This is a genomic window from Blautia sp. OM06-15AC (genome assembly GCF_003481425.1).
Classification (GTDB): domain Bacteria; phylum Bacillota; class Clostridia; order Lachnospirales; family Lachnospiraceae; genus Fusicatenibacter; species Fusicatenibacter saccharivorans.
The window spans coordinates 78,312-90,839 of sequence record NZ_QULD01000008.1 but is presented as its reverse complement, the minus strand read 5'-3'; the positions used below and the strand labels follow the sequence as shown (position 1 = coordinate 90,839).

Annotated in this window: 10 protein-coding genes; all 10 read right to left on the bottom strand. The window is 47.5% G+C overall.

Features of this window, described 5'->3' with window-relative positions; genetic code table 11:
• Positions 1-54: 54 nt before the first annotated feature.
• The 10 genes from DXB83_RS11440 to DXB83_RS11395 all read right to left on the bottom strand — a co-directional run bounded on the left by DXB83_RS11440 (position 55) and on the right by DXB83_RS11395 (position 12,197).
• Positions 55-2,319 (bottom strand): glycogen/starch/alpha-glucan phosphorylase, encoded by a 2,265-nt coding sequence (locus DXB83_RS11440; RefSeq protein WP_117760687.1) that lies wholly within the window; start codon positions 2,317-2,319, stop codon positions 55-57.
• A 170-nt stretch (positions 2,320-2,489) separates the two neighbouring features.
• Entirely contained in the window at positions 2,490-3,524 is a 1,035-nt protein-coding gene (locus tag DXB83_RS11435) for a LacI family DNA-binding transcriptional regulator (RefSeq protein WP_117760685.1), read from the bottom strand.
• Positions 3,525-3,622: 98 nt separating this feature from the next.
• Entirely contained in the window at positions 3,623-5,104 is a 1,482-nt protein-coding gene (gene malQ, locus DXB83_RS11430) for a 4-alpha-glucanotransferase (RefSeq protein WP_117760683.1), read from the bottom strand.
• 438 nt (positions 5,105-5,542) lie between these two features.
• Positions 5,543-7,201: an ATP-binding protein gene (locus DXB83_RS11425; protein WP_118697654.1), complete on the bottom strand. Its 1,659-nt coding sequence runs from the start codon at positions 7,199-7,201 to the stop codon at positions 5,543-5,545.
• Positions 7,202-7,210: 9 nt separating this feature from the next.
• Positions 7,211-7,882, bottom strand: a complete 672-nt coding sequence (locus tag DXB83_RS11420; protein WP_022462258.1) for a winged helix-turn-helix domain-containing protein — start codon at positions 7,880-7,882, stop codon at positions 7,211-7,213.
• 3 nt (positions 7,883-7,885) lie between these two features.
• Positions 7,886-8,530, bottom strand: coding sequence for a phosphate signaling complex protein PhoU (gene phoU, locus DXB83_RS11415; protein ID WP_118697653.1), 645 nt, complete (start codon positions 8,528-8,530; stop codon positions 7,886-7,888).
• 1 nt (position 8,531) lies between these two features.
• Positions 8,532-9,284 carry a phosphate ABC transporter ATP-binding protein PstB gene (gene pstB, locus DXB83_RS11410; RefSeq protein ID WP_117802078.1) on the bottom strand — a complete coding sequence of 251 codons (753 nt, stop codon included), beginning with the start codon at positions 9,282-9,284 and terminating at the stop codon, positions 8,532-8,534.
• A gap of 20 nt (positions 9,285-9,304) precedes the next feature.
• Positions 9,305-10,207, bottom strand: a complete 903-nt coding sequence (gene pstA / locus DXB83_RS11405; RefSeq protein ID WP_330378100.1) for a phosphate ABC transporter permease PstA — start codon at positions 10,205-10,207, stop codon at positions 9,305-9,307.
• Positions 10,197-11,051 (bottom strand): phosphate ABC transporter permease subunit PstC, encoded by an 855-nt coding sequence (gene pstC, locus DXB83_RS11400; RefSeq protein WP_022462254.1) that lies wholly within the window; start codon positions 11,049-11,051, stop codon positions 10,197-10,199. Before pstC ends, pstA begins: the two co-directional genes overlap by 11 nt.
• A gap of 189 nt (positions 11,052-11,240) precedes the next feature.
• Positions 11,241-12,197: a substrate-binding domain-containing protein gene (locus tag DXB83_RS11395; RefSeq protein ID WP_118697652.1), complete on the bottom strand. Its 957-nt coding sequence runs from the start codon at positions 12,195-12,197 to the stop codon at positions 11,241-11,243.
• Between the last annotated feature and the right edge of the window lie 331 nt (positions 12,198-12,528).

Here is a 12,528-nt window from a genome sequence, read left to right as displayed (position 1 = left end):
CGCCGCGGACGAACCGAATCGTCTGCGGCGGCGTTTTGTATGCATGTTCTGCACTTATGCCAGATGCCAGATATCCTCGTTGTACTGTGCAATGGTACGGTCGGAGGAGAAGAAGCCTGCTTTTGCGATGTTGATCAGGCACTTCTTGTTCCATGCATCTTTGTTCTCGTAGTCTTTGTATACTCTTTCTTTTGTCTTGATGTACTCTTTCAGGTCGAGCAGCGTCATGAACCAGTCTTTGTTCAAGATCTCTTTGTAGAGTCTCTCCAGGCAAACCTTGTCGCCGATAGCAAGAAGCTCATCGCTGACGATGAAATCAACCAGCTTTGCAATCTCCGGATCTTCGTCATAGATGTCTTTTGAGCAGTAAGCAGCATCTGCGTACAGGTCGATGACATCCTGCGGTTTCTTTCCGAAGATGTAGATGTTCTCTTTTCCGACAAGATCGCCAATCTCAACGTTTGCACCGTCTTCTGTTCCAAGCGTCAGGGCACCGTTCAGCATGAATTTCATGTTTCCGGTTCCGGAAGCCTCTTTGGATGCCAGGGAGATCTGCTCGGAGATATCTGCTGCCGGGATCACCTTTGCAGCTTTTGATACGTTGTAGTTCTCAAGCATAATCACTTTGAAGTACGGGCTTACCTCAGGATCGTTATCAATCAGCTCCTGCAGGCACAGGATCAGATGGATGATATCTTTTGCGATGATATAAGCCGGTGCAGCCTTTGCACCGAATACCATGGTGATCGGGGTTTTCGGCTTGTTGCCGCTCTTGATATCCATGTATTTGTAAATAGCGTACAGGGCGTTCATCTGCTGGCGTTTGTACTCATGAAGACGTTTTACCTGTACATCGATGATGGAATTTTCATCCAGCGCGATATTCTGTGTCTCATACAGGAACTGTTTGAGATCCAGTTTGCGGTTGTGTTTGATCTCCTCAAGTTTTGCAAGAACCTTCTTGTTGTCTTTGTATTTGAGCAGTTTTTCCAGCTCGTCGGCATCTTTTTTGAATCCCGGTCCGATCAGGCTCTCGATATACTGTGCCAGTTCACGGTTGCAGTGCAGCAGCCAGCGGCGGAAAGTGATTCCGTTTGTCTTGTTGTTGAATTTCTCCGGATAAATATCGTAGAACGGTTTCAGCTCGGAGTTTTTCAGGATCTCGGTGTGCAGTGCTGCAACGCCGTTAACAGAAAATCCGTAGTGGATATCCATGTGTGCCATGTGGACGCGCTGATCCTTGTCGATGATCGCTACTTTCTCATCTTTGTATTTCTTCTTTGCCTGTGCGTCCAGCTCGTGGATAATCGGCATCAGGTGCGGAACAACCTCCTCGAGGTAATCGATCGGCCATTTTTCCAGTGCCTCTGCCAGGATGGTGTGGTTGGTGTAAGCACAGGTCTTGCTTACAACATCAATGGCTTCCTGCATGGTAAAGCCTCTCTCCTGCAGCAGACGGATCAGCTCCGGAATGACCATGGACGGATGGGTATCGTTGATCTGGATCACAACGTGATCATACAGCTTATGCAGATCGTAGCCCTTCTGCTCGCACTCCATCAGGATGAACTGTGCACCGTTGCTGACCATGAAATACTGCTGGTAGATACGAAGCAGCTGTCCGGCACGGTCGCTGTCATCCGGGTAGAGGAACAGTGTCAGGTTTTTCTGGATCTGATGCTTGTCAAAGTTGATGCTGTCTGATGGAACGATGCTCTCATCTACCGTGTCTACATCGAACAGATGCAGACGGTTACAGCCATTGTTGTAACCCGGTACGTCGATATCATACAGGGTAGAATGCATCGTGAAGTTTTTATACGGAACTGCAAAGGATACCGGCTGTCTGACGAGCCAGCTCTCATTTGTGATCCATGGATTTTTCACTTCTTTCTGTTTGTGATCGACCAGAAGCTGGCGGAACAGACCGAAGTGATAATTAAGGCCGATACCGTCTCCCGGCAATCCAAGTGTTGCGATGGAATCAAGGAAGCATGCTGCCAGACGGCCAAGGCCTCCGTTTCCAAGGGACGGCTCCATCTCCATCTCCTCGATCTCCGTCAGTTCTCTTCCGTGAGTAGCGAGTGCTTTTTCTACTTCCTCGTACATACCAAGGTTGATCAGGTTGTTGGACAGCAGTTTTCCGATCAGAAACTCTGCTGAAATATAATACAGCTTCTTATTTCCGGTGTTTCTTTTACGACCTGCCATCTCCTGTTTGGTGATAACCATCAGGGCTTCAAAGATTTCGCTCTTTGTGCAGTTGTCCAGATCTCTTCCAAAACGCTCTTTTAAGATTGCCTGAATTCTTTCTTCCATTCTTTTTTCTCCTCGTGTTGCTGTGGAAGATTCCCACAGTGTAATTTGGTTGCGCTGCCGTTCCAGATTTTCTGCGATCGGCAGCTTTCACAGTTCCATTCAAAGCTTTTCCCTGAATGGGACGGTTCACTTCTGAATCACTTTTTTGCGGCAGCGAAACTGCAAGGGTTTTACTGCTGCGCGATCCGCGACTTTGTGGATTCCCTTACGACGAGTTCCCCATCGTATACTTTGCTGCAGGGTTCTTCTTTTCCTGAAATTAAGGAAAACAGCATCTTTGCCGTCTCTGCAGCAAGCTGCTCCACCGGCTGGCGGATCGTTGTGATACTGGGTATATAATACTCTCCCGCATCAATTCCGTCAAATCCTGCAACGGAAATATCATCCGGCACGGTAAGCCCGGCCTCTTTTAAGGCACGGCACGCACCGATTGCCAGCGTATCCGCGGTGGCATATAGCGCGGAAAACTCCGTCTTTTTTTCCAGAATTTCTTTTGTTATCTTGTACCCTGTGGCGAAAGAATACGTGTCGTCCTTCGTCATATGAAATACCAGATCAGGGTCATAAGGTATCCCATGATCCAGTAAAGCCTGGCGGTACGCATTCAGACGGAGGCGTCCGATACTGATGTCGTCCTCGCAGGCGGTAATGATGGCAATGCGCCGGTGCCCGAGACCACAGAGATAATCTACCATCTTATAGCTTTCCCTGTAGTCATCGACCGATACGCTCGCGCACGGTTTTCCTCCGTCTGAAACCGCCCCGATTGTACTGATCACGTACGGAACCGGGATCTGCGCCATTTTCTCATGCGGATGCGTAAAGTTTCCGCCGAGGAAAATGATGCCGCGCAGCCGTTTTTCTTTGACGATCTCGATCGCGGAGTCTACCTCATTTGCCTTTTCCTCTACTCGCTCAATAATGCAGGCGTATTTCTTTTTTCGCACAACCTCTTCAATCACACTGATCATGTTGTTGAAGAACATGTTGTCCATGCCTTTTACCAGAATGGCAATCGCTTTGGCATTCGACCGCTTCAGGTTTCTGGCACTGTTGTTCGGTACGTAATTCGATTCGGCAATCACCTTTAAGATCATCGCTTTTGTTTCCGGATTGATGTCCGGATGATTGTTCATCGCTCTCGATACGGTACTCACGCCTACCTTACATTTGCGGGCAATGTCCCTGATTGTTACCTGTTCCATATTCTGCAGGCCTCTCCTTTAAACTCTGTACCTGTTCTGCCGGAATCTCTTCCGGCTTGTTTTCCCGGCCTGTTTTGCTTTCTCTCCGGCGCGTATTTTTATTTTGCAATACGTGCTGTAATCTGTGTCAGCCGGTGAATTCTCTTTGCCATTTCCTGTGTAAACTGTCCCGGAAGCAGGCGCCATTTCCAGTTATTTCCAAGTGTAGACGGATAGTTAATTCTCGCCTCCGTTCCAAGACCTAAAAATTCCTGCATCGGAGTGACAGCCAGATTTGCCACGCTCTCCATTGACATGCGAATGAAATCCCACGGGAGTTCCTCGTCGGTACTCTTTGCATTTCCCATATACTCTTTGGAGAATTCGCGGTCTTCCTCACTCATGACATAATACCATCCAAGAATGGTATCATTGTCGTGCGTTCCGGTGTAGACAACACAGTTTCTCTCGTAATTGTGCGGCAGATAATCACTCTCCTCACGGGAGTCAAAAGCAAACTGCAGCACCTTCATACCCGGATAGCCGGATTCTTTCACCATTTCGATCACGCTCTCGGTAAGATATCCCAGGTCTTCTGCGATGACATCCACATCGCCGAGCTTTTCTTTGACGGTGTTGAACAGATCCATGCCCGGTCCTTTTTCCCAGTGGCCGCGCTCTGCCGTCTGATCACCGAACGGGATGGAATAATATTCATCAAATCCGCGGAAATGGTCGATGCGGACAGTATCGTACAGTTTAAACACGTGAGCCAGACGCAACAGCCACCATGCATAACCTGTGCTCTTATGATAGTCCCATTTGTATAACGGGTTGCCCCAGAGCTGTCCGGTTGCGGAGAACGCATCCGGCGGGCATCCGGCAACTGCTTTTGGCTGGTTGTCCTCATCAAACTGGAACAGAACCGGATTTGCCCAGGTGTCAGCGCTGTCAAATGCCACATAAATCGGAATATCACCGATGATACGGATACCCTTTTCATTTGCGTATGCCTTCAGTGCTTTCCACTGTTTCAGGAACATAAACTGCTGGAATTTGTAAAATGCAACCTCCTCGGCAAGTTCTTCCCGTTTCTGATTCAGTGCTGCTTCTTCTCTGTCCTTTAATTCTGCCGGCCACTCACTCCAGCTGATTCCGCCGAGTGCATCCTTAATCGCCATATACAGCGCATAATCCTCCAGCCAGTAACCATTTTCCGATACAAATGCATCATATACGTCATCTGCCACAAATCTTTCAAATGCTTTTCTGAGTACTTTGAAACGGGACAGATAAATCTTTTCGTAATCAATATACTCTGCATTGTCGCCGAAATCGCACGCATCACACTCTTCTTCTGTCAGAAGTCCCTCTTTTACCAGGGTTTCCAGATCAATAAAATATGGATTTCCTGCAAAAGTAGAGAACGACTGGTACGGCGAATCTCCATATCCCGTCGGTCCAAGTGGAAGAATCTGCCAGTAGCTCTGGCCGGCCTCCTCCAGGCGATCCACAAATTCATATGCTTCTTTCGAAAAACATCCGATACCATATCGGGACGGCAGCGAAGCTACCGGAAGTAAAATACCACTTGCTCTCATTTTTTAACCCTTTCTCCTTGTCGTTTTTTCTATCCATCCGACCCCACAAATACATAATTCCTGTTCACGGATACGCAGCAAATTGTAACTTATGCAACCCCTATAGCCAGCTCATTTTGTTTCGTAAAAACAGGGCTGTCGGTATCTCGTCTGTATTTCCGGAAACGGTGTCGGTAACGTTTCCGGAACTCGTTATATTTACAATACCATACTCTGCATCAAAAAACAACCCCCAACCCCCTTATCATATTTACCAAATATTGAATACTCTGTTTATTCAAAACAACGAATTTGCATTTTTGTAACGATACAAGCCATACATAAAAAGACAGCATGCGGGGACGGAACCGCTTTGGGCACTTAAAAATCATGAATTTTTCAAGCCTCCCATATAGGTTCTGTCCCCGCATGCTGTCTTTTGCGTTATCTGTTTTTCACTTAAAACTCCAGAATTATCTTTGTTCCGGTTCCAAGCGTACTCTCAATTTTAATCTTTGCATCATGAAGAATCGCTCCATGCTTCACAATGGAAAGTCCAAGTCCCGTACCTCCCGTTTCACGGGAATGACTCTTATCTACACGATAGAACCGTTCAAAGATCCGCTCCTGATCTTCCTTTGCAATTCCAATTCCGGTATCTGCCACAGATATCACTGCCCGTCCGTTTCTTCCGCGTGAAACCGTCACTTCGACCTCACCGTCCTTGCGGTTGTACTTGATCGCATTGTCGCAGAGATTGTAGATCATCTCATAGAGAACCTGCCGTGCACCTTTGATCCGGCAGCTCTCTCCTCTCAGTGTCATCTTCACCTGCTGCTCCTTTGCCCGTATGGAAAGATGTCCCTCGACATCACGGCAGATCTGCATCAGATCCACTTCCTCCATCGGGATCGACTGGTCGTTCTCGTCCAGTCTGGACAGCTTGATAATATCCTCGACAAGAGAGCTTAACCGGCTCGCCTCACTGTGGATTCTGCCCGCAAATTTGGGAATATCCTCCGGTTTTACCATGTTGTTTTCGATGATCTCCGCATATCCGGAAATCGACATCAGCGGTGTTTTCAGCTCATGTGACACATTGGCTGAAAACTCACGGCGCATCACCTCGGCTTTCTGTTTTTCCGTCACATCCAGCACCAGGATGACCGCACCGGATACAACACTGTCCACACGCACCGGATTTGCAAGAAGCTGATAGACTCTTCCATTTATCTCCAGCATCCGTTCCTCGGAACTGCCCTCCAGCGCATGATCCAGTGCCTCCTTCAGCTGCTCGTTGCGGCTGACTGTCACGATATTGTGGTTGATGCATTCCTCTGCCGTCACATCAAACAGATTCTGTGCCGAACGGTTGATGGAAAGTACGACTGACTGGTTTGTCACGATCAGACCATCCTTCATATATTCCGTGATGGCAAGATACTCCTCCTGATTATGGCGGAGCTCCTCCATCTGCTGCTGGATCTGCTTCTGCTGCTGATGAATTCTTCCAAGCAGCGGACTCAATTCCTCATATGCTTTGTTGTCCAGCGGATGATTCAGATCAATCTCATTGATCGGCTTTACAAGCGCCTTTGTCATATGGCTGACCATCAGCAGCTCCACGACAAGGACTGCCGCAATCAGCACAGCCACAAGCCATATATTCCGCAGCATCACACCGAACACACTGTCCGTTGTCAGGGAAACACGGATGATTTTTCCATTGTCCAGGCGCAGTGCCGTATAATATGTTTTGCTCCGCAGCGTTTCGGAATAACGGGAAATATTGCTTTCCCCTGTCTTTTCTGCCTCAATCACCTCCGGCCGCCCGGAATGATTTCCCATCATCTTCGCATCCTCGACCGAATCAAACAGAACGGTTCCGTCCGTGTCAATCAGGGTGACCCGACTTGCTGTAATCTTTCCGGCCGGTTTATCCAGACTGTCATCACCCATCTTGTCCAGAAAATACCTGTAATACTCACATTCATTTCTCACCGAAACACGAAGCTGCTCCGCCGTATTGTTGTACATTGCCCAGCTCATGGTGAAAAAAGTCAGGATAATCGCAGCGATAATCAACGCTCCCGCATGTTGAAAGACTTTTTTACGCATCTTACTTTCTCAGCCTCCTATCCGGTATCCCACGCCGCGGACCGTCTCGATCAGCTCGCCGCATTCGCCCAGCTTCTGGCGGAGTGTACGCACATGAACGTCTACCGTACGGGTTTCTCCGTCAAAATCATAGCCCCAGACATGGCCGAGCAGACGGTCTCTCGTAAGGACAATTCCTTTATTTTCCATTAAAAATTTCAGCAGTTCAAACTCTTTTAAGGTCAGGGTAACCTTCTCCCCTTTGGCCAGAACCTGATGCTGTTTCACCTGGATCTGCAGATCCCCGGTCTCCAGCACATCGTTTTCCTTCTCTTCTTTTCCGGCACGGCGCAGCACGGCACGTACCCTTGCGATAAATTCCATCATGCCGAACGGCTTGGTAATATAGTCATCGGCTCCGCAGTCCAGGCCCATGACCTTATCATACTCAGCGCCCTTTGCCGTTACCATAATAACCGGAATTTCTTTTGTTACTTCCGATGCCTTGAGGCGTGAAAGAATTTCAAGACCATCCTCTCCCGGAAGCATGATATCCAGGAGAATCAGATCCGGAAGCTGTTCTGCAATAGCTGCATTCAGCTCTTTTCCGCTTTCCAGGCCTCTTGCGGTAAAACCGCTCGATTCCAGTGTGTATACGATCAGTTCCCGTATATTTCTTTCATCTTCCACGCAGTAGATCATCTGTTATTCCCCTTTATGGTGACCGTTAATGGAGTACACAACCCATTCCGCAATGTTTGTTGCATGGTCACCGATTCTTTCATAATATTTTGCAATCATCAGATAGTCCAGAGACTGGACATCTGTGGTAATTCCCTTTCGCATACCCTGCAGAATTTCATCCTTGACCTCATCAAAAAGATCATCCACGATATCATCGAAATCGATAACCTCCCGTGCAAGCTTCAGATCCTGCTTAACGTATGCATCGATGCATTTTGTTACCATAGAAGCTGTTACTTTCGCCATATCCTTCAGACGGATGCTTGCATCCGGCACACCAAGACTCGTTACTTTTACGATATCCGCAATATCCGCTGCCTGGTCTCCGATCCGCTCCATATCGGTAATCATTTTTAATGCCGCAGATACCTGGCGCAGATCACGTGCTACCGGCTGCTGCTGTAAAATGATGCGGAAGCAGAGATCCTCGATCTCCCGTTCTTTCGCATCGACAACCTGGTCTTTTTTGATAATCTCTTCTGCCGCTCTCTGGTTTCCCTCCAGCAGAACCTCATATGTCCGTCCGATTGCCTGCTCGCAGAGTGCGCCAAGCTCAATCAGCTCCGTGTGCAGAATTTCCATCTGCTGCTCAAATCTTTCCCTCATATCAGCCAAACCTCCCTGTAATGTAATCCTCTGTCCGTTTATCCTTCGGCATGGAGAAGATCTGTTCGGTCTCTCCGTATTCTACTACCTCTCCTAACAGGAAAAATGCGGTTTTGTCGGAAATTCTGGCTGCCTGCTGCATATTGTGGGTTACCATGATAATAGTATAATCTTTTTTCAGTTCTACCGCAAGATCTTCGATTTTGGACGTAGAAATCGGATCCAGTGCCGAGGTTGGTTCATCCATCAGAAGAACCTCCGGCTGTACGGCAAGAGCACGCGCAATGCAAAGACGCTGCTGTTGTCCGCCGGACATGCCAAGTGCGCTTTTCTTCAAACGGTCCTTCACCTCATCCCAGATTGCTGCCTGTCGAAGAGACTGTTCCACAATATCATCCAGCTTCGCTTTGGAACGGACACCATGGGTTCTCGGTCCGTAGGCGATATTGTCGTAAATGCTCATCGGGAACGGATTTGGTTTCTGAAATACCATGCCGACCCGTTTGCGGAGTCCGTTGACATCCATTTTTCCGCTGTAGATGTTTTCTCCGTCCAGCAACATTTCACCGGTGATCCGGCAGCCCGGAACGAGATCGTTCATTCTGTTGATGGATTTTAACAGGGTCGATTTACCACAGCCGGAAGGTCCGATAAAAGCCGTCACTTCATTGGCATCAATGCTCAAGTTGATATTTTTTAATGCATGAAAGTCTCCGTAATAAAGATCCATATTGGATACATCTATTTTGCTCATGTTTTTTCCTCGTCTCTCTTTTATTTCTTTGCAATTTTCTTCGCAATCATTCCGGAACAGCCGTTGATCAGAAGGACAATCAGCATCAGGATGACGCCGGTTGCATACATCTGATTCATATAAAGGCCTTCACTGGAAAGTGCATACATATGAACGGCAAGGGTACGGCCGGAATCCATAAGGCCTGCCACCTTTGCAATCGTTCCTGCTGTGAAAAGAAGTGCTGCCGTCTCTCCTACGACACGGCCTGTCGCAAGAATGACACCGGAAAGAATGCCGGGTACGGCAGATGGAAGAACAATTTTAAAAATCGTACGAAGCTTTCCGGCTCCCAGTCCAAAGCTTGCTTCCCGATAGGAATCCGGAACCGATTTTAAGGCTTCTTCTGCTGTTCGCATAATCAGCGGAAGAATCATGATGGCAAGGGTACAGGCACCGGACATCATCGAGTATCCCATTTTCAGGGTTTTCGTAAAAAACAGCATACCGAACAAACCGTAAACGATCGACGGAATACCGGAAAGGGTCTCTGCCGTAATCCGGATCAGGCCAACCAGTTTTCCGCGTTTGTTGGCATATTCAACCAGATAAATCGCCGAGAAAATGCCGAGGGGCGCAGCAAGCAGCAGGGAAAGTACTGTCATCGTAACAGTGTTGATGATCGCCGGAAGCATCGTAACATTCTCTGTATTATAGGTCCATGCAAACTGCTCCAGTGTCAGGTTTTTCACACCGTGGATCAGAATAAATCCAACCAGAAAAACCAGAATAGCAAGTGCAAGAATGGCCGCTCCACAGGTAATTCCGGTCAGTACCGAAGAAAAAACACTTTTGTGATACGTAACCTTTGTTCTTTCTTTTTCTTTTGTATTTATTTTTACAGCTTCCATTGTATTTACAGCTCCATTTCCTTTAATCACCATAATGTACCCTCCGGTTCAGCATAGACACCGATAAATTGATCAGCAGGATAAAGACAAACAGCACAACACCCGTTGCAATCAGCGCTTCCCGGTGAAGTCCGGATGCATATCCCATCTCCAGTACAATATTGGCTGTCATGGTACGAAGGCCTTCTGTGATTCCTTTTGGCATACGAGGCTGGTTTCCGGCAATCATAATCACTGCCATCGTCTCTCCGATGGCGCGTCCGATGCCAAGAACGATGCCGGCCAGGATTCCGGATTTTGCCGCCGGAACAACTGCAAAGAAAACGCTCTGGGAATGCGTTGCACCAAGGCCAAGGCTTGCTTCATAGTAGGATTCCGGAACACTTGTAATGGCGGATTCTGTTACACCGACCACGGTCGGAAGAATCATAACGGCCAGAAGAATAGATGCCGTCAGCATTGTGTTTCCGTTTTTGCCGGTCAGCTGTGCCATCAACGGGACGATCACAACCAGTCCGAAAAATCCATATACGATAGACGGAATACCGGCCATCAGGTTAATACCTGATTTGCAGATGCCGTAAAACTTTTTCGGACAGTAACGGGAAAGAAACACCGAAGTAAGAATGGCAACCGGCACACCCATCAGGATTGCAAGGCCGGTCACGCAGATACTGCCGACAATCATCGGCAGGATACCGAAAATATTGTTTCCCGGTTTCCACACGGTACCGGTCAAAAATTTCAGCGGTCCGATTTTAAAAATGGCAGGAACGCCATTCATGAACAGGAAAATGCAGATCAGTGCAACAGCCAGTACGGAGCAGCACGCCGCAATCAGGAATACAAGTTTCATGATCGTTTCTCTTAGTTTCATAAGATAAATCCTTTCATTTCATTGTTTCGCGGAGCGTGTTTGAAAAAGACTTTCGTTTTTTTCTTACGAACTGCTTTTTCAAGCACGTTCCGAAAGACAGCTTCTTTTTCTGAACATTTTCGGATACGGAAGTAAGAGCGATTTTCCATTGTTCGCCCTTACTTCTTTTTCCATTGCTTTATACATTCTTTATTTTACATCTGCCCAGTCGGTTGTGTCGCCAACATAGATGCTCTTTACCTGATCGCTGGTCAGCCCATCGGTCGGGTTCTCTTTGTTTACGATGACAGCAATACCGTCGGTTGCGATTACGGTTGCGGTAAGCCCTGAGGATTTCTCCTCATCCTTTAAGTCACGGGATGCCATACCGATGTCGCAGAGACCGTCGCTTGCGGAAGTGATACCTGTTGTGGAGTCGCTCTGCTGTACTTCGATGTTAGCGTTTGAATTTACTTTTGTATAAGCCTCTTTTAATTTTTCCATCAGTGGTGTTACAGAGGAAGATCCTGCTACCACAACCTTTTCACCGCTGCAGCTTCCTTCGTAGGCTTTGGTATCTTTGATTGCAATATATCCGTCATCTGAAACAACCTGCTGTCCGTCGGTGCTTAAGATGTAGTCCATGAAATCCTGCGCATCTGCGGAAAGACCGTCTTTTGTTACAATGTTGAACGGACGGCTTACTTTATAGGAACCGTTTTCTACGTTCTCTGCGCTTGCCTCTGCTCCGTCGATTTTCAGTGCTTTGACTTCATCATTTAAGGATCCAAGGGAGATATAACCGATTGCGTACTGGTTACCTGCCACTGTGCTCATCATAACGGAAGTATTGTTGGTGATCTGTGCATCAACGGTGGTATTATCCACTTTCTCACCTGCATCGTTTTTCTCTTCTACACCGAACAGCTCGATGAATGCACCTCTGGTACCGGAACCATCCTCACGGGAGATCACGCTGATCTGTCCGGAAAAATCTCCGCCTGCTGCGGTGCTGTCACCGTCTGTGCTGCCATCTGCCTCTGTTGCAGAAGCCTCTTTTGTAGTGTCTGCTGTGGAAGAACTGCTGCTATCGCTGCTTCCACATCCTGCAAGCATTCCTGCAGCCATCATTGCGGTTAAGGTGATTGCAATTACTTTTCTCTTCATAATATTCTTTTCTCCTCTTTTCACACGGGATTTTTGTGATTTCTATTTTGTAAAATCGCAATCCCGACGTTTTTTACATTTCGTTTTTACAGGTTTCATCATAACAACGGCGTGTAAAATGCAAAATCTCAGAGATGTTAAGTTTATGTAAAACATGAGTTTTTTCTTTTTTACATTCCATTTTTCCGGTCGTAAACCGCTCCGTCACATCTCTCGCAAGTGGCACATTTTTTCCGCGCAGTGCAATCCTGCCCAAAGGATCTTTTTCTCCGCAGGAAATTCCAACAAGATTTCCCATAGAAAAAAAGGCTCCCCGGAATACTCTTTTTTC